The 16,692-nt window shown below is 39.0% G+C and carries 19 protein-coding genes; 12 read left to right on the top strand and 7 right to left on the bottom strand.

Annotated elements, in window-relative coordinates; translation table 11 throughout:
- Positions 1-15 precede the first annotated feature (15 nt).
- From ACTHN6_RS12475 to ACTHN6_RS12465, 3 genes are read right to left on the bottom strand one after another with little or no spacing between them, the layout of a single operon-like run.
- Complete coding sequence (locus ACTHN6_RS12475) at positions 16-930, bottom strand: sulfotransferase (protein WP_440436096.1); 915 nt, start codon at positions 928-930, stop codon at positions 16-18.
- Positions 927-1,907 (bottom strand): hypothetical protein, encoded by a 981-nt coding sequence (locus tag ACTHN6_RS12470; protein WP_440436095.1) that lies wholly within the window; start codon positions 1,905-1,907, stop codon positions 927-929. Before ACTHN6_RS12470 ends, ACTHN6_RS12475 begins: the two co-directional genes overlap by 4 nt.
- A gap of 23 nt (positions 1,908-1,930) precedes the next feature.
- The gene (locus ACTHN6_RS12465; RefSeq protein ID WP_440436094.1) at positions 1,931-3,256 is read right to left on the bottom strand and encodes an MBOAT family O-acyltransferase; all 1,326 of its coding nucleotides are present in this window, start codon (positions 3,254-3,256) and stop codon (positions 1,931-1,933) included.
- A 318-nt stretch (positions 3,257-3,574) separates the two neighbouring features.
- Between ACTHN6_RS12465 and ACTHN6_RS12460 the strand changes: the two genes are divergently transcribed.
- Complete coding sequence (locus ACTHN6_RS12460; protein WP_440436093.1) at positions 3,575-4,303, top strand: sugar transferase; 729 nt, start codon at positions 3,575-3,577, stop codon at positions 4,301-4,303.
- A 53-nt stretch (positions 4,304-4,356) separates the two neighbouring features.
- The gene (locus tag ACTHN6_RS12455) at positions 4,357-5,475 is read left to right on the top strand and encodes a UDP-galactopyranose mutase (RefSeq protein WP_440436092.1); all 1,119 of its coding nucleotides are present in this window, start codon (positions 4,357-4,359) and stop codon (positions 5,473-5,475) included.
- Positions 5,476-5,567: 92 nt separating this feature from the next.
- Here the strand turns inward: ACTHN6_RS12455 and ACTHN6_RS12450 are convergent, their stop codons facing one another.
- Both ACTHN6_RS12450 and ACTHN6_RS12445 read right to left on the bottom strand, forming a co-directional pair.
- Complete coding sequence (locus tag ACTHN6_RS12450; protein WP_440436091.1) at positions 5,568-6,605, bottom strand: alpha/beta hydrolase; 1,038 nt, start codon at positions 6,603-6,605, stop codon at positions 5,568-5,570.
- Between the two features lie 39 nt (positions 6,606-6,644).
- The gene (locus ACTHN6_RS12445; RefSeq protein ID WP_440436090.1) at positions 6,645-7,454 is read right to left on the bottom strand and encodes a glutaminyl-peptide cyclotransferase; all 810 of its coding nucleotides are present in this window, start codon (positions 7,452-7,454) and stop codon (positions 6,645-6,647) included.
- A gap of 118 nt (positions 7,455-7,572) precedes the next feature.
- On the opposite strand from ACTHN6_RS12445, the gene ACTHN6_RS12440 reads away from it, so the two are divergent.
- Positions 7,573-8,286 carry a DUF4197 domain-containing protein gene (locus ACTHN6_RS12440; RefSeq protein ID WP_440436089.1) on the top strand — a complete coding sequence of 238 codons (714 nt, stop codon included), beginning with the start codon at positions 7,573-7,575 and terminating at the stop codon, positions 8,284-8,286.
- Positions 8,287-8,450: 164 nt separating this feature from the next.
- Here the strand turns inward: ACTHN6_RS12440 and ACTHN6_RS12435 are convergent, their stop codons facing one another.
- Positions 8,451-9,224: an SDR family oxidoreductase gene (locus ACTHN6_RS12435; RefSeq protein ID WP_440436088.1), complete on the bottom strand. Its 774-nt coding sequence runs from the start codon at positions 9,222-9,224 to the stop codon at positions 8,451-8,453.
- A 113-nt stretch (positions 9,225-9,337) separates the two neighbouring features.
- Here ACTHN6_RS12435 and ACTHN6_RS12430 point away from each other — a divergent pair, with 113 nt between their 5' ends.
- From ACTHN6_RS12430 to ACTHN6_RS12400, 7 genes are all read left to right on the top strand, one after another.
- Positions 9,338-9,664, top strand: a complete 327-nt coding sequence (locus ACTHN6_RS12430; protein WP_440436087.1) for a winged helix-turn-helix transcriptional regulator — start codon at positions 9,338-9,340, stop codon at positions 9,662-9,664.
- Positions 9,665-9,829: 165 nt separating this feature from the next.
- Positions 9,830-10,750: a helix-turn-helix transcriptional regulator gene (locus ACTHN6_RS12425; protein WP_440436086.1), complete on the top strand. Its 921-nt coding sequence runs from the start codon at positions 9,830-9,832 to the stop codon at positions 10,748-10,750.
- 70 nt (positions 10,751-10,820) lie between these two features.
- Positions 10,821-12,338: a M28 family peptidase gene (locus ACTHN6_RS12420; RefSeq protein WP_440436085.1), complete on the top strand. Its 1,518-nt coding sequence runs from the start codon at positions 10,821-10,823 to the stop codon at positions 12,336-12,338.
- Between the two features lie 44 nt (positions 12,339-12,382).
- On the top strand, positions 12,383-12,961 hold the full coding sequence (locus ACTHN6_RS12415; RefSeq protein WP_440436084.1) for an NAD(P)H-dependent oxidoreductase: 579 nt from the start codon (positions 12,383-12,385) through the stop codon (positions 12,959-12,961).
- A 53-nt stretch (positions 12,962-13,014) separates the two neighbouring features.
- The gene (locus ACTHN6_RS12410) at positions 13,015-13,923 is read left to right on the top strand and encodes a helix-turn-helix domain-containing protein (RefSeq protein WP_440436083.1); all 909 of its coding nucleotides are present in this window, start codon (positions 13,015-13,017) and stop codon (positions 13,921-13,923) included.
- Between the two features lie 78 nt (positions 13,924-14,001).
- Positions 14,002-14,193: a hypothetical protein gene (locus tag ACTHN6_RS12405; RefSeq protein WP_440436082.1), complete on the top strand. Its 192-nt coding sequence runs from the start codon at positions 14,002-14,004 to the stop codon at positions 14,191-14,193.
- A 19-nt stretch (positions 14,194-14,212) separates the two neighbouring features.
- Positions 14,213-14,515, top strand: a complete 303-nt coding sequence (locus ACTHN6_RS12400; RefSeq protein ID WP_440436081.1) for a putative quinol monooxygenase — start codon at positions 14,213-14,215, stop codon at positions 14,513-14,515.
- A 142-nt stretch (positions 14,516-14,657) separates the two neighbouring features.
- Here the strand turns inward: ACTHN6_RS12400 and ACTHN6_RS12395 are convergent, their stop codons facing one another.
- Positions 14,658-15,032 carry a winged helix-turn-helix transcriptional regulator gene (locus ACTHN6_RS12395; RefSeq protein WP_440436080.1) on the bottom strand — a complete coding sequence of 125 codons (375 nt, stop codon included), beginning with the start codon at positions 15,030-15,032 and terminating at the stop codon, positions 14,658-14,660.
- A gap of 105 nt (positions 15,033-15,137) precedes the next feature.
- Between ACTHN6_RS12395 and ACTHN6_RS12390 the strand changes: the two genes are divergently transcribed.
- Together ACTHN6_RS12390 and ACTHN6_RS12385 are read left to right on the top strand one after the other, a co-directional pair.
- Entirely contained in the window at positions 15,138-15,968 is an 831-nt protein-coding gene (locus ACTHN6_RS12390; protein ID WP_440436079.1) for an MBL fold metallo-hydrolase, read from the top strand.
- 99 nt (positions 15,969-16,067) lie between these two features.
- Positions 16,068-16,652, top strand: coding sequence for a TMEM175 family protein (locus ACTHN6_RS12385; protein WP_440436078.1), 585 nt, complete (start codon positions 16,068-16,070; stop codon positions 16,650-16,652).
- The last annotated feature ends 40 nt before the right edge of the window (positions 16,653-16,692 follow it).

Genomic DNA, 16,692 nt, shown 5'->3' with positions numbered 1-16,692 from the left:
GTTTGGTAAAAGCCATCAGGCGTTTACAATTTCCATGATTTGCTGTTTGATTTCCGGCGTTATTTCAGACTTTTCCGAAACTGCTTTTCTTTCATTGCGGTTAGCAATAGATAATTTTTGCATGAAAGCATCCACCAGTTTCGACGGTTGCAAATGCACAAAATCCATGAGGTTTTTTATAAATACCTGCGGATCTTTTACAAAATCTTCATAGGAAGTTGTATAAATATCAGGCTGCATTTTTTCAATTTCCTGCTGCGTTGTTTCCATCAGTTTCCTGTATTGAAAAGCGGCAAATAAGAATTTGTCGGAAGATAATTCTTCCGCTTTTTTCAACTCTGCTTCTGTGTAAGCGCCCTGCCACCAAAGCTGGTTGGTTATTTGTTCGTTCCAGTAAATTTCCATCCATGAACGAATGGTAGCGACGGGGTCACGCTGAATATTTATAAACTGTGCATCGGGAAAAATGCTCATTAAATATTCCATCCGCGCCGGGCCTGTAATTTTTATAGCCAGCCTTTTACGTTTCTGGTATTTTACTATCCGTGCAAAAAACGTTCTTATATGTTCCTGTTCTTCAGGTGTTGCCTTTTCATTCAGCAAAAAGCTGCGGGAAAAATCTATGCGTTTACCTGTAACTGCTTCCCAAAAATCGTAACGTTCAATCGGCCTGAATAAAACATAATTGCGGAACGATTTATTGTTTTGTGTATTCATACCAATTATCCGCCAGTATTTATTATCAAATAAACGCCGCAGGTAATTGATGGGTGCAAACTTTGGAAAAAGTTCCTGCCAGTTAGAATGCCAGGCTAAATCTTCATGCTGAAAAATAATCTCGGAAATCACAGTTGTGCCCGAACGGCCTGTACCAAAAACGATAACAGGTTTTTCAAGAAGATGACTGTTTTGCTTTAGGAAATCGTTCATTGCCTGGCCGTTTGTGATTTATTTAAAACTGCAGGATCATTTTTTTCGAAGTCTTTCTTTAAATCTGATGCCAGCCTTGCAGAAAAGGCATGAGCACCCTTATCATTTAAATGTACATTATCATAAAAATAATCTTTCCTGAAAAATTCAGGATCGAAGGAGTAATCGAGGTACTCAACATTATATTTTTTAATGATGGGCATTAATGCAGCTAATGAAGGAGAGGTTGTAAATTTTTGTACGTAATACGGCGATTGTATGATGACCAGCTTTACATTTTTTTCCTGCAGCATGGTTACAAAATGTTCAAAATAATCTTTTGCCGTGGTATCATAACTTTCGCCTTTGTCCTGGAAAGCGGGTATTTCGCCTTCAATTTTGGTACCGTGAATGGGAAGGTAGCCGTTTTCTTCAAAACGGTTTTTTTTGGTGCCAAGCAAGAGTGGCAATACCTGGGAGTTATACCGCTGCAACATAGATACCCTGGCTGCAAATACTTCTTTTGGAAAAAGCTCTTTACCTATGCGTAAAAAAGAAGTGTCTGTACTGATATGCGGAATCATAAGGTTGGCAAGAATAAGCTTGCTGGCTTCCATATTGTGCGCCACGGTTTCTTTGGCTGTTATGTCAAGAATAACAAGTTTGGGAGAATGTTTGCGCAGCATTTCGCTCATAACAACATCTGCGTATAAAATATTGGTTTGTTCCCTGCCAGCATTAAAACAGGTTAAGCCAAGCGTATCGGCAAAAACATTGCTTACATAACCATGTGCTGCCTTTGAGCTGCCAAATATATAAACATCTTCCAGGGGCGTGTTCATTACGTGATTGAAAGCCTTTATATCAGGCGGCGGATCTTTCTCATATAAATACTGAAGAAATAATCCAATGCCACGGTCGAATACAAAAAGCAAGGCTGCAAGAATGGATAACTTTTTTAAAAACCTTGCAACATGATTTATTTCTTCTCTTGTCATTAACCTAACCTGTTTGTGTTTTCTTAGAATTGGAAGTAAATAAACTGCCCGCCATTAAATACGCCAATCATTAATATTATCAGTATAGCTAAAACATAGCTCGTATATCTTATTACAACTGAATTATTGCCGATGAATTTTATTTTGGGATAATATTCCTGAACGTATTCAACCATAAAAAGCATGCCCATTGCAATGAGGCAGTAATAAAAATTGATAGGAGGTGTTCCCTTAAAGAAGTGCCCGCTTTTGAATGTAACGATGGAACTTAATATGTGCATTGCATCGGTAAGGGACGGCGCCCGGAAGAATACCAGCATAATACAACCTATCGGAAATGGTATTAAAGTACCCCAGAAAGTCATCCATCTTTTACTTATATATTTATGTGGCCGCACTTTATCTTTATAAATACGCTCAATTACAATACTCAGGCCTGCGGACATGCCCCATAAAATAAAGGTCCAGTTGGCGCCGTGCCAGAAGCCACTTAATGTAAAGATGAGCACAACATAGCTTAGCAGTTTAAACCGGTTGCGCCTTGCTCTTTTTGCAAGAGGCTGATATACATAATCTCTAAACCAGGTGTAAAGCGAAATATGCCAGCGGTACCACTTGTCGGCAAAGCTCCGGCCAAAAAGTGGCCTTTTGAAGTTTTCCATCAGGTTGTAACCCATTACCTTGGCGCTGCCAATGGCAATATCTGAATAACCGGAAAAATCACAATATATCTGCACGTAAAAAAACATGCTGGCTGTAAATAAGGTTAAGCCGCTGTGATGATAAGGATTGGCAAAGACCGTGTTTACATAAATACCAAGCCTGTCGGCCACCACCAGCTTTTTAAAAAACCCCCATAATATAATTTTCAGGCCGGCCACCACGCGTTCATATTCGAATTTTTTGAGTTCATAAAACTGGTGAATAATATTTTGCGGCCGCTCAATGGGCCCTGCCACTAACTGCGGGTAAAACATTACATACAAAGCATATATTCCGAAATTGCGCTCAGACTTCTGGTTGCCACGATAAACTTCTATCGTATAACTCATTGCCTGGAAGGTGTGAAACGATAAGCCAATAGGAAGAATAAAGCTTAGGTCCTGAACCGGGTTTGTAAAGTTGAAAAGCTTTAGAAGGATTGTTATGTTATCATTAATAAAATTAAAATATTTAAAGAAGCCGAGTATGCCTACATTGGTGATTATACTCAGCCATAAGAAAAGCTTTCTTTTCCGCCCTTCGCTTTTCTCAATAAAAATGCCGGCGAAATAATCAATTACAATCGTAAAGCCTAATACCAATATATATATAGGCAGAAACGACATGTAGAAATAACAGCTGCTCATTAACAATAGCAGCCATCTGTATTTATGGGGCAGCAGAAAAAAGAGTGATGTAACAATTATAAAAAAACCAACGAAGGCTAAGGAATTAAATAGCATTTAAACGCAGCTGTTTTTGGCAATGATAGTAATAATTCTGCAAATAATGAATTCTGGTATCATGCTTGCAGGGGGAGGGCGCATATTTGTTACCCCGATAGATACGTTAACCAAGAAAAATACGTTTTTTTCGGAATAATTGACTACGGTCGTTGATTTCCATATAATCTTTTCCGAAAACTTATATCTTTGTTAAGTATCCTATTTAAACAACAAGTAACTATGAAACTAAATTTTACCAGCAATACTGCTGAAGATACCGAGTTTGTTCATGTATATGCTAATGAACCAGAAGAACAGGGTTCTTTTTATACAATCAGCCGGTCAATTCAGAAAAAGTCATTTCAATTTTTCCTTAAACGTGCTTTTGATATTTGGGTAGCATCTATACTTATTATACTTTTTGCTCCTATATTAATAACTGTGGCACTTTTAATAAAATTAACTTCAAAGGGCCCCATCCTGTACAGTAACGACAGGGTAGGTTACGGCGGCATAAATTTTAAATGCCATAAATTCCGGTCGATGGTTACAGACCACAGCGTAAAACATAATGATCATAAACGCCATATTGAAAGTGCTGAAAAGGGTGTTTTGCATAAAGATAAAAATGATTCACGCATCACCTGGATTGGAAAAATTATCCGTAAAACCAGTATTGACGAACTGCCCCAGCTTTTTAATGTGTTATTCGGTGATATGAGCATAGTAGGCCCTAGGCCCCTCGTACCATTTATGCTTGTACCTTATCCTGAATTTAAAGAAGTTCGCTGTCTTGTGCGCCCGGGTATTACCGGCTTATGGCAAATAAGGGACAGAGAAAATAATACAAGTGCAGAATTTATGATAGAGCATGATACAGAATATATTGAAGACTATACCTTTTTACTTGACATGAAAATTCTCATGCAAACACCCGTTGTTGTGTTATCTGGCAAGGGAGCATATTAATATGCATATTGTAACATGCCAAATAATTTTATACTAAAACTTACATTTGCTTAATGACTGAAAAAGACTTCGTAATTGTTGGCGCAGGGCTGACTGGCAGTACTATTGCACGCATACTTACAGATCATAACCAGAACGTAATTATCCTCGACCGGAAAAACCACCTTGCAGGGAATGTTTTTGATTACAGGCACGAGAGTGGGGCAATGATCCATAAATACGGCCCTCATTATTTCAGGTGCGGCTCTGAAAAAATCTGGAATTTTTTAAACCGGTTTACAGAATTTTATAATTGGTCTGCAACCATACGGTCAAAAGTTAACGGTGAATATCTCAACTGGCCGGTGAACCAGGATTACATTGAAAAGATCGCCGGTAAAGACTGGGGGGAAGAAACTTTTAAAGGCGAGCCTTCCAATTTTGAAGAAGCATGCCTTGCAAAAATGCCCCGCCAGCTATATGAATTATTCATAAAAGGATATACCGAAAAACAATGGGGTGTAAAGGCAACTGAACTGGATAAGGAATTGGCGGTACGTATTACAATTAATAAATCAAACGTAAATACGCTAACGCCCAATCACCGATGGAATGCTTTACCCCGTAACGGTTACACCGAAATGGTGCGTAATATGATTGATGGCATTCCTTTGGAACTTGAAACAGATTACCTGCTGCATAAAGACAAGGTGACGGCTAAGAAAATGCTCATCTTCACCGGGCCTATTGATGAGTTTTTTGGCTATAAATATGGCAAATTAAAATACCGCGGCCAGGAGCGGCGCGTAGAACATATTGAAGAAACGCAACATCAGCCCTGCATACAGGTTAATTATCCAAATGTGGAAGACCCACGCATAAGAACCATTGAATGGAAGCATTTAATGCACCCGGATGAAAAAGATAAAGTGAAAGGAACAATGCTTACGCATGAAACACCTTTTACGCCGGAAAATTCAGCCAGCTTTGAATATCCTTTTCCTGATAAGGCCAATAAGCAATTGTATGAACAATACAGGGCTGAAAGCGAAAAACTGGAAAATGTACTTATATGCGGAAGGCTGGGTGAATACAGGTATTACGATATGGACCAGGCAATTGGCCGCGCCATGAAACTTGCTTCGGGGATACTCGAAAAATTTGAAATCCCTTCGGAGGAGTATGCTGCTTAATGAGAGCTTTGGTTTTGCAGTTTATAGGTTCAATTGTTCAAGAGCTTATATCCAAATGCCTGATTTAACCAATCAACTCATTCCTCACCAAACTAATTGCCGCAACTGTTTTGAACGCCGGTAAGATAAACCTGTTTTACCAGGCCTTGTCTTACATCATTCAAAAAACAAAGAATATTCTTTATTCTGAAATCTTCCGTAAAAACACCATGTCCACCCTGGGGATCAACATGTGCAATGGCTGTTACGCCTAAATTTTTCAGGCGGGTGTATAAAGGACGCGTTCCATAAATGGGCGTTGCCACAGCGCAGGGTGCAAAGGGCCTTGTATTAAACGGCACCACATTATCTCTCTCTCCCTGGAAAAATATGGTTGGCAATGCTGTTTTAGCCGTAATTAGCCCGGGGTCTAAAAATGCACCCCACATACTTATTACACCCCGAATGGTAAAACCGTTCTTGGCTGCATTAAATGTTCCTGATTGTTCTGCAGCACTGGAGAAAAATCTTTGTGTACGATCGTTTTGAAAGTAAGCAGTTGACAATGCCGTAATAGCGCCTGCGCTTTGCCCGCCAATAAAAATCCAGTTCTTATCTACATTATAATCATCTGCACGCTGAACAACATAATTAATGGCTTCGTATGCATCTTCAACAGAACGGTAAAGAGCCTGTTTTAAAAGATTACTGTCGGCGCAGTTGGAGCGGGCGCCATTCTTTCCAAAACCAAGCCTGTAATTAAGTGAAACAACCACGTAGCCATTAGCCGCCAGTTTGGAGGAGGTTGATGTAAGCGAATTTTTATCGCCATTCACAAAACCGCCGCCATGAATAAGAAAGATCGCAGGGAATTTTTTTTCGGCTGCGTCAGCAGGCTTATAAACATCCAGTGCAAGTTTCTGATTAATGCCATTGGCATTAGCGGCTGTGCTAAATACAATATTTTTTAACGTGGTAACATTTGCTGTGGTAGTGGCTGAAGGCGCATTATTATTTTTATTGCCGGCAGTTTTATTGGTATTGCGTTTATTGTTTTTAGCGTTGCCGGTGCCCGGCCTTAATATGCGGGCGCAGGAGGATGCAAGAATAATAATAGCTATGAATAGAGTAACGGTAGAAAGTTTCGTCATAAAAGATTTATTGCTTTATTGTGCAAAAACAATTCCAGATCAGTTGTTCAGTTTTATTTCAAAAAGTGCCGGCCACATTTTACCGGTTACGAAAAAGCTGTTTTTAGCAGAATCATAGGCAATGCCGTTTAAAACATATCCTGTTGTTGACGTATAATTTTGAATATTTACCGGCATACCGCTTTTAGCCAGGATGCCACTCAAATCCAGCTTGCCCAGCACGCTACCCGTTTCGGGATCGATCTTTACAATATAATCGGTTTGATAAATATTCGCATATATAACACTATCTACGTATTCCAGTTCATTTAAATTACTTACCGGGCCATAATTATCGGTAACGCTAAACTGGTTAAGGATTTTAAAGTTTTCAGGGTCAACAAAATAAAGCACGCTGCTGCCGGTGCTTATAATTAAATCTTTCCCGTTATTCGTCATGCCCCAACCTTCATAAGGCCATTCCATCTCTTTTATTTTTTTAAATGTAGCTGCATCGTAAACAAATACCTTATGTTCCCGGTAAGTGAGCTGGTAAATTTTATTGTTCAGAATAGTAATGCCTTCGCCAAAAAATTCTTTTGGCAACGGGAGCGATTGCAGGGTTTTGCCTTCCAATGTGGTTTGATAAATTTTGCTGCTTCCATAGTTACCACCACTTTCATACAAACTGTTATTTCTCCATTCCAGGCCTTCGGTATAGGAAGATGTATCGTGCGGATAAACTTTTACGATTGAATAGTTTATCATTGGAGGAGCAGGGTTATTATTACCTGTTATTTTATCCGGCTGGTTATTATTATTACAGGCTAAAAAAAGTACAATGCAGGGAAGGAGGTGTGATAATTTCATGAAAAAGCTGTGTTGTTAATTGCAGCAAAAATATATTCGCAAATATTAATAATTTGTAATAAAGCGCGGATTCACTTAAACTGGCATTATTTTAAGCTTTTTCAAACTAAACAGTAAAATGAAAAAAATAGCGTTTCTTTTTTTTACAACCATTTTTCTCTGCTCCTGTACCGAGCTGCAGCAGGTAGCCGGTTCACTGCCTTCATCTTCTAATAATAATTTATCACAGTCTCAAATAATTGCCGGTTTAAAACAGGCGCTTATCATTGGCACACAAAACAGCGCCAATCAGTTAAGCGCCGTAGATGGTTTTTTTGCAGATGCCGCCATAAAAATTTTAATGCCGCCCGAAGCTCAGAATGTTGAGAAAACTTTGCGCCAGTTCGGGCTGGGAAGCCTGGTTGATAAAGCCATTCTTTCTTTAAACCGTGCTGCTGAAGATGCCGCCAAATCGGCTACCCCTATTTTTACGAGTGCCATTAAACAAATGACGATTACAGATGCACTGGGTATTTTGCAAGGTGGTGATTTTGCGGCTACCAATTATTTTAAAGATAAGACCACTGCGCAGCTTACGAAAGCTTTCAGCCCGGTTATTGCGAACTCTTTGAATAAAGTAGATGCGACCAAATACTGGAGCGACCTCTTTACAGCGTATAATAAATTTGCCACTAAAAAAGTTCCCACCGATATCACGGCTTATGTAACCCAAAAAGCGATTGATGGTATTTTTTATGAAGTGGGCCTCGAAGAACAAAAGATCAGGAAAGACCCGGCTGCCCGTGTTACGGAATTATTAAAACAGGTTTTTGGTTCAAGCCAGGCAAAATAGAAGTGCAGCTAAGCGGTGGTTTCATAATATAAAAGGCAGGCATCAATGCCTGCCTTTTATATTACACTAACCATTTTTAGTGCTGAAAATGTGCTTACCCTTGCTAATCAGAATGTAAAGCTTGTTACTTTCCCTTAAGCCAACTATTACAACTGCGAACTGCTTTAAACGACAGGTAGCGCACCACCGTCAACCGAATAATTGATGCCTGTGATATAGCTTGCTTCCGAAGAAACAAGGAATGCTACAAGATTTGCAATTTCTTCCGGTTCTGCCATCCTGCCCAAGGGCACGCCTATTTTCTCCATCACTGCTTTAAAACTGTCGTCAAAACTGGTGTTCGAAGCTTTTACCATATTCTCTATAAACTCCAGCATCAGGGGTGTTTTAACTACACCCGGAGACACTACATTTACCCTTATACCTTTACCAGCTACTTCATTTGCCAGGGCTTTACTGTACACATTTAAAGCCGCTTTAGCTGACGAGTAAGACATAGTCATTTCCCAGATAGGCAGTTTTGCAGCACCGGTAGAAACATTAATGATTACACCGGTTTTTTGTTCGATCATAGTTGGTAACAAAGCTTTATTAATGCGAACGACAGACATAAAATTGAGTTGCCAGTCATTATTCCAATGTTCGTCCGAAAGCGTGCTGAAACCGCCGCCGGGGCTTAAATTGGCACCTGCATTATTGATAATAATATCTATCCTGCCGAATCTGTCCAACACTTCTTTTGCTATTATCCCGGCACTTTCGGGCACGGAGAGGTCAGCAGCTATAAAATGATGTGCATTAATATTTTCTCCGGGTGCAGCTCTGGCTGTTACTATAATCCGGGCGCCCCGCATACTTAAGCTATCGGCAATGGCTTTACCAATGCCTTTTGTTCCACCTGTTACCAGGGCAACCTGCCCTTTCAATGTATTTTCCATATTGTTTATTAAAAAATGAGTTGCAAAGTAAATACAATACTTTACTTTTGAAAGTGGTTACACTTTTGTACAGTAATAACACGAAGTAAAGCCTAACAGATAATCAGCCGGTTATGAGCCAAAGAAAAATTAAAAAAAGTGATGAACGATGCACCCTCCAGGAAATTTTAGGTGTTATAGGCGGGAAATGGTCTATGTCAATCATCTATGCATTATTCCCCGGTAAAAAGCGTTTCAGTGAATTAGAGCGCCTTATTCCAAACATTAATACCCGCATGTTGGTCAAGGAATTGAAGAATATGGAAGCCAATGGAATTGTTGTCAGAGAGGTTTTTGCAACCGTTCCGCCAACAGTTGAATACACTTTAACGATAAAAGGAGAAAAGTTAGAGCCGATTATCAACGAGCTCTATAAATGGGGTGTTGAATATGTTGGCTAACATACCCTTTCTCTAATTTAACCATTACTTGCATACTTAATTTTGGTTTTATACTTTTGGCTGAATGGCGCGCAATATTCAAACTTACCCGTCAACTGTTTAAGCTTTCTATTAGTATGAATAAATTTGCAACCAAATGTTTTACTCATAATTCTGCCTATTATAATGTACATTAATGCCCTTCCTGATCATTCAAAACCAGGCTTTGACGAAAAAGCACATTTTGAATTATTTCATACACATAATGTAATTGTTAACGCTGTAACGAGGAAGAGTTATTGCAAAGAACATGTGGGCTGCCTTTCATTTAAAACTGTACTATCGGGCACTGAAAAATACATTGTTAATGGTAATCAAATTACCGTAAGGCCCGGCCAGTTTCTAATCCTCAACGACGACCAGTCTTATTCAAGTGAAATTGAAACAGGCATGGATGTACAATCTGTAGCAATCTTTTTCAGGCAAAAATTTGCTGTATCCGTTTTTAACGATTTTCAACAACCGGATGTAAAGCTGCCGGACGATTGCAATGATCACGAAGGGCAAATGCCCGGATTTTTTCAAACCTTGTATCAACTTCAGCCCGGTTTAATGAATTTGGTATCCGCAATGTTACGTTCGATTAATAAATATGGGTATCATAAAAACAGCGCCGACGAATTTATGATAAGGTTGCTGCACCGCCTGTTGCTTGAACATAAGTTAGTGATGCAGCAAACAAAAAAAATTACTGCTGTAAAAGCGAGTACCAGGAAAGAAATTTATAAAAGATTATGTGTTGCTAAAGATATACTGCATTCAAGTTTTGATAATATTAACCTTGAGCTTTTAAGCCGGAATGCCATTATATCCGTGCCCCACCTGGTACGATATTTCAGGCAGGTTTTCGGTGTTTCCCCACATCAATATTTAACTGCTGTGCGCATGCGTTACGCAGCAGAACTTTTGCTTAAAGACAGTATTAATCTGCAGGAATTAACCCTGCAATGCGGCTTTGAAGACACCAGTTCTTTTTGCAGGCTGTTCAAAAAATATTATGGGCACTCACCTTTAGTATATCACAAAATTCATCATTCCTGCACATGATTTACGCATAGCCCTTTCTTATTTTGGCTGTTTATAATACAGTAATATGAAACGGTTATTTATTTTTTTAATGGCTTGCATAATTAGCACCGGGCTGGCTTCGCAAACAAATAACAATGCACTTCTTTACGCCAAATTCATAAACGTAAACAATATAAGAAGGCATATAGCAGTGCTATCTTCTGATAGTGTGGAAGGCCGGAGAACTGGTGAACCGGGTGCAAAAAAGGCCGCCGGTTATATTGCAGCAGCATATGGTTGTGCAGGTTTGAAAGCGCCGGTTAACGGTTCTTGGTTCATGAATGTTCCGATAGTAAAAACTGAATTTTATGTAACCGGTTTTTCAGTTAACAATCATCATTTCAAATTCAATAAAAGTTTTTTTGTTAATGACAGCTATGCTAGTGGTGCCATTCGTTCCCGCAATGTGATATTTGTTGGCTATGGCACTAACAGTGAGATTGAAAATATAGACCTTAACCAGAAAGTGCTGCTTTGGATAAATGAAGACAAACCAATGGCTGGTGATGCGGGTAATACGAGCGGCCGGTTTTCAGACAACCGTAAACTTATTCTCCATAAGTTAGAAAGTAAACGTCCGGCAATGATACTTGCTATTAATGCCGATGTGCCAGGCGTTTTAATTCGGTATCGTAAGAGTGTTACAGGCCCCAGGTTATCAATTTCAACTGAGCTTGCAGGGAAAGTTCCCATATTTCTTGCAGACACGGTAATTGCCGGCGCAATTTCAAAAACCGGTGGTAAATATTATGCTGATCTTAAACAGGAAGCTTCGCATGATAATTTCAGGGCTTATTCAATCGGCGCCCGTTTTGAAGCATCATATAATACAAATATCACAAACATTGATGCGGCAAATGTGCTGGGGTTAATACCCGGGAGCGATCTTAAAGACGAGCTGCTGGTTTTGTCTGCGCACTATGATCATCTTGGATTAAACGATACAGGCGTTGACAGGATCAATAATGGTGCAGATGATAATGCCTCGGGCATAGCGGCTATTTTAGAAATTGCAGCGGCTTTTTCCGAAGCCCAAAAACATGGGCATGGCCCGCGGCGGAGTGTTTTATTTCTGGCAACGGTTGCTGAAGAAGAACAGTTATTAGGGTCAGCCTATTATTGTGATCATCCCTTAAAACCATTAATTAATACCGTTGCCGACCTGAATGTTGATATGATTGGCCGGACTGGTTCAGAATATTTGGGAAAACCAGACTCGGCAAATTATGTATATAGTATAGGTTCAGCCAGGCACGGCACGGAGTTACGTGCTATTAACGAAAACGTAAATAATTTATATACGAAACTGAAGATTGATTATACATATGATGCGCCGGACGATAGCAACAGGTTCTATTACCGGTCAGATCAATACAGTTTTGCTTCAAAGGGTGTTCCGGTTATCTTTTATTTTAATGGGCTTCATGCCGATTACCATCAGCCTTCAGATGAAGTAGATAAGATTAATTGTAATTTGCTTGTGAAGCGCGCTGAACTAATATTTTATACTGCCTGGGAGTTGGCTAACCGCGAAAAACGACCAACCGTTGATGCGCAGTTTAATTGATGCTTGGCCGCCGCTTTTTAATAAAATTGATTAATCTGGAAAGTATGAAGGCACAGATAATTGTATGTCATCCTAATACCGGGAGTTTTAATCATGCCATAGCAAGCAGGGTAGAAAAGGTTTTAAGCTCAAACGGATATCAAATCATTTTTCATGATCTGTATAAAGAAAATTTTAATCCTGTATTACCTTATGAGGAAATTATTGACAAGTCTTTTGACCCCATGGTGGAAGAATATATCCGGGATCTGAACGAATCGGATATACTCATCATTATTCATCCAAATTGGTGGGGAAAACCGCCGGCTTTATTGTGTGGCTGGATAGACAGGATATTAAGGCTGCAGGTGGCTTACACATTTCCAAAGGGCGGTGAAGGAGGTAAGCCGGTTGGATTATTACAATTGAAACGCGTTTATATTTTCAATACGGCAAATACAAGTATTGAAAGAGAACGTGAAGTTTTTGGTGATCCATTGAACCTGATCTGGAAGAATTGTGTATTTGATTTTTGTGGTGTGCCAGACGTAGTAAGGATGGTTTTTACAGTTGTTGTAGATAGCACGTTAGAGCAAAGAAATGCCTGGTTAGATGAAGTAGAGCAGATTCTTATTAAAAGTTAACGATAGACTTAAGCCGGACATTTAGGTTTCGTTTGAAAATATAATTTTAATGTATGAAAGTTGTTGAAAATGTGCAGGCATTCTATAACCGTCTGCCTTCTCTTAATTATTCAGGCAAAATACAGAACAGCCCCGGTTTTGGACATTTTAATGTTTTTGAGCGTGATGAATGTTCTGTAAATACACCATACAGCCGCAGGGATTTTTATAAGATATCTTTTATTATCGGAACGGGCAAACTGCACTATGCCAACAAATGGATTTATATTGATAAACCTGCATTACTTTTTTCCAACCCGCTGATCCCATATTCCTGGGAGGCGGAATCGAAAAATCAAAGTGGCTGGTTTTGTATTTTTACAGAGACATTTATTTTACCGCAGGACAGGAATGGCGTTTTACAGGAATCGTGTTTATTTCGTGTAGGCGGCAACCCGGTATATTTTATGAATAAATTACAGCAGGCAGATATTGCAGATATGTACCGGAAAATGATGAGAGAATTGCATGCTGATTATAAGTATAAATATGAAGTGCTGCGCAACTACCTGCACCTGGTTATACATGAAGCCATGAAAATGGAGCCGGGTGACAATTTTCAAAAGCATAAAAATGCTTCATCCCGAATATATACACTTTTTTTAGAACTGCTGGAGCGGCAGTTTCCTATCGATAGTCCTCAAATGCACCTCAAATTGAAGACAGCTACAGATTATGCCCGCCACCTCTCTGTTCATGTTAATCATCTTAATCGTTCGGTAAAAAATATTACCGGCAAAACTACCACGCAACATATTGCTGAGAGAATTGTTCAGGAGGCGGGTGTACTGCTCCAACATACTGACTGGACTATTTCGGAAATTGCGTATTCCCTCGGGTTCGAATATCTACCATACTTCACCAATTTTTTCAGAAAGATTACCGGAGAAGCTCCCAGTAAACTCCGCACGTCAATTGTTTGAATTTTATAAGGTTCTGTTTGAATCGCTTAAACAGCCGCCCTTATTGCACTGGTAACTTTGCTCTAAAATTCAAAGTATATGCAATACAGAAAATTAGGCAATTCAACCGAGAAATTATCTGCTATCGGACTGGGTTGTATAGGTATGCGCTATGCGTACGGCCCGGCAGACGAAAAAGAAAGCATTACAACTTTACATTCGGCATTAGACCTGGGTATTAATTCAAATGTTGGAGCACGTTACAATCAATGGAGCAATGAAATTAATTAATAAATAAATAAATAATGCTATGAAAAAAAGAGTTATAGCCAGGTTGCTTTTGAACGAGGCATCCCTTGCATCATTCAAATTCTGTGCGGATAAAATACTGGAGAAAAGCAGAAAGGAGGACGGTAATGTATCGTACAACCTCTACCAGAATTTTTCAAGAAAATCAGAATTTCTTTTTGTTGAAATTTATAAAGACCAGGAAGCTTTGGATACTCATTTTAATTCTGAACATTTAAAATTGTTTCTTTCTGAAATAAAATCTTATTTGTTGAAAGAACCAGTGATTGAGATAGATGCTGTTAAAGAATACCTGCAGATTTGAAAGCCTTTGAAAGATTCCATATCATAAATGGATGTATTGTTCCGTCTGAAGTTATAAAAAATAAAAAGCGAAAGAATAAGCTGTTGCGGGTTTGTACAGGTTTAGTTTGTTAGTGTATGGGATTATCAGGAAAAACACTTCTTCATTTAATATTTACCAGTTCCCCATCCTTTTCTCCAAGATTTCTTCCCCATTTGGCAATGGCATTAAGGGCGTCTGTCAGCGACCGGCCAAACGGAGTGAGGGAGTATTCAACACGGACGGGGGGCTTGGTACCATAAACTTTTCGTTTAATTAATCCATCGGCTTCTAAAGCGCGAAGCTGGATACTAAGCATCTTTTCAGTTATGTCAGGAATCGCTTTTTTTAATTCTGTAAACCGGTGCGTACCATGTTTTAAATACCATAGGACAACACTTTTCCATTTGCCTCCAATATAATCCATCGTAATGTCCATGGCGCAATGATAGATTTTTCCATTAAGCCTGTAAGCAACGTTTTCACCTTTAATGATCATGATCTTAAAACTTTAGGCTGTCAAACCTGACAGTTATTGCTGGCCAAATGTACTGTATTTAGTTTTGTTACTGAAAAAAGTATAGTTTAATTAAAATCAAAAAAAATGCAAACAAAAATTCATTGTTATACCTCAAGCGAGCCTATGTTAAAAGTAAATGCCTTTATTGTTGAAGCAGCAAACGAACTTGTTATTATAGATACAACGCTGACAATGAGCGATAGCAAAGCGCTGAAACAAAAAGCTTTGGAATTAAAGAAACCAATCGCCGGCATTATTCTAACACACGGGCATCCTGATCACGTAGCAGGAACGTACAATCTTGCCCCGGAAAATAATATTCCTGTTTACGCACTGCCGTCTGTAAAAAAGCTAATGGAAGATACTGAAGAAGCAAAGCACAAACAATGGTCTGCCTTGTTTGGAGCAGAGTGGATACCCAAATGGATTTATCCCAATGAGCTGGTTAATGGCGGCGACACTGTAAAAATTGGTTCAATTAACTTTACGGTGATCGATATTGGCTCGGGCGGTGATTGTGATGCTAATTCAATCTGGCTCATGGAAGATGAAAATAAAGCTGCCTTCATTGGAGATCTGGTGTACAATAATAATCACACCTACATGAATGACGGAAGCATTCTTCGATGGCTTGCTAATCTGGAATCGCTTTCACCGGTATTGAACTCTTTCAAAACACTTTTTCCTGGGCATGGTGAGTCATCCGGTTTTTCTGCCATAGCTGCACAGCGGGAATACTTTCTAACCTATTGTTCCAACGTCTTAATTGCAACAAAAGGAAGCGGAGTATTTAATGATGATACGAGAAAAAATTTCGAGCAGTTAATGTTCTCTGCCTATCCCGGCTATGGCTGTCAATTCATGGTAGCGCTTTCGGCAGACAAGGTTGGAAAAGAATTGTTGAGTTTATCATAATAATAAAAAGGTAAACAAATAAATAATGTGATCATTGGCGTGTGGTTAAAATAAGATCACACCGTTATACCAATTTCAAAATACAAGATCATATTTCAAATGATAAAAGCAAGGATAGAAGCGTTTAGCGATGGCGTATTTGCCATCATTATTACCATTATGATACTGGAGATGAAAGCTCCTCATGAGGCCAGTTTTACTGCGCTTATTAACCTCTTTCCTGTTTTTATAAGTTATATGTTCAGCTTTATTTTTATTGGCACTTACTGGGCAAATCATCACCACTTGCTTCATACGGTTCAACTGGTAAACACTAAAATAATATGGGCAAATTTGGCGTTGTTGTTTTTTGTTTCATTCATTCCATTTTCTACAGGCTGGATAGGCCAAACGCATTTTGGTGCTTTGCCAATTGCAACTTATGCAACCAATTTGTTGCTATCTGCTATTGCTTTTTATGTGTTGCAAAATGTTATAACGTTAAACCAGCGCCACACTACAAAGTTTTCTGAAGCATTGGTTGCACAAAAGAAGAAGGGATTGGTTTCTCTGCTAATGTATATTATAGCTATTCCTTTTGCTTTTTTGTCTCCGATTATTTCAGAGTTGCTGCTCATTTTTGTTGCCGTGTTATGGCTCTTACCTGATAAAAATATTGAACGTGCATTAACAGAAGATGTATAAAGAATGATGCGTTATTTAATGAGGGATATATACTATAATA

This window comes from Parafilimonas sp., from assembly GCF_051953455.1.
Classification (GTDB): Bacteria; Bacteroidota; Bacteroidia; order Chitinophagales; family Chitinophagaceae; genus Parafilimonas.
The sequence above is the reverse complement of the archived record's forward strand: the minus strand, read 5'-3'. Positions and strand labels throughout refer to the sequence as shown.

Coding starts and splice junctions, on each gene's coding strand:
- ACTHN6_RS12460 (WP_440436093.1), top strand. CDS start 3,575: ATGAAACTAAATTTTACCAGCAATACTGCTGAAGATACCGAGTTTGTT.
- ACTHN6_RS12470 (WP_440436095.1), bottom strand. CDS start 1,907: ATGACAAGAGAAGAAATAAATCATGTTGCAAGGTTTTTAAAAAAGTTA.
- ACTHN6_RS12420 (WP_440436085.1), top strand. CDS start 10,821: ATGGCTTGCATAATTAGCACCGGGCTGGCTTCGCAAACAAATAACAAT.
- ACTHN6_RS12435 (WP_440436088.1), bottom strand. CDS start 9,224: ATGGAAAATACATTGAAAGGGCAGGTTGCCCTGGTAACAGGTGGAACA.
- ACTHN6_RS12455 (WP_440436092.1), top strand. CDS start 4,357: ATGACTGAAAAAGACTTCGTAATTGTTGGCGCAGGGCTGACTGGCAGT.
- ACTHN6_RS12430 (WP_440436087.1), top strand. CDS start 9,338: ATGAGCCAAAGAAAAATTAAAAAAAGTGATGAACGATGCACCCTCCAG.
- ACTHN6_RS12395 (WP_440436080.1), bottom strand. CDS start 15,032: ATGATCATTAAAGGTGAAAACGTTGCTTACAGGCTTAATGGAAAAATC.
- ACTHN6_RS12445 (WP_440436090.1), bottom strand. CDS start 7,454: ATGAAATTATCACACCTCCTTCCCTGCATTGTACTTTTTTTAGCCTGT.
- ACTHN6_RS12410 (WP_440436083.1), top strand. CDS start 13,015: ATGAAAGTTGTTGAAAATGTGCAGGCATTCTATAACCGTCTGCCTTCT.
- ACTHN6_RS12390 (WP_440436079.1), top strand. CDS start 15,138: ATGCAAACAAAAATTCATTGTTATACCTCAAGCGAGCCTATGTTAAAA.
- ACTHN6_RS12475 (WP_440436096.1), bottom strand. CDS start 930: ATGAACGATTTCCTAAAGCAAAACAGTCATCTTCTTGAAAAACCTGTT.
- ACTHN6_RS12415 (WP_440436084.1), top strand. CDS start 12,383: ATGAAGGCACAGATAATTGTATGTCATCCTAATACCGGGAGTTTTAAT.
- ACTHN6_RS12440 (WP_440436089.1), top strand. CDS start 7,573: ATGAAAAAAATAGCGTTTCTTTTTTTTACAACCATTTTTCTCTGCTCC.
- ACTHN6_RS12425 (WP_440436086.1), top strand. CDS start 9,830: ATGTACATTAATGCCCTTCCTGATCATTCAAAACCAGGCTTTGACGAA.
- ACTHN6_RS12400 (WP_440436081.1), top strand. CDS start 14,213: ATGAAAAAAAGAGTTATAGCCAGGTTGCTTTTGAACGAGGCATCCCTT.
- ACTHN6_RS12405 (WP_440436082.1), top strand. CDS start 14,002: ATGCAATACAGAAAATTAGGCAATTCAACCGAGAAATTATCTGCTATC.
- ACTHN6_RS12450 (WP_440436091.1), bottom strand. CDS start 6,605: ATGACGAAACTTTCTACCGTTACTCTATTCATAGCTATTATTATTCTT.
- ACTHN6_RS12465 (WP_440436094.1), bottom strand. CDS start 3,256: ATGAGCAGCTGTTATTTCTACATGTCGTTTCTGCCTATATATATATTG.
- ACTHN6_RS12385 (WP_440436078.1), top strand. CDS start 16,068: ATGATAAAAGCAAGGATAGAAGCGTTTAGCGATGGCGTATTTGCCATC.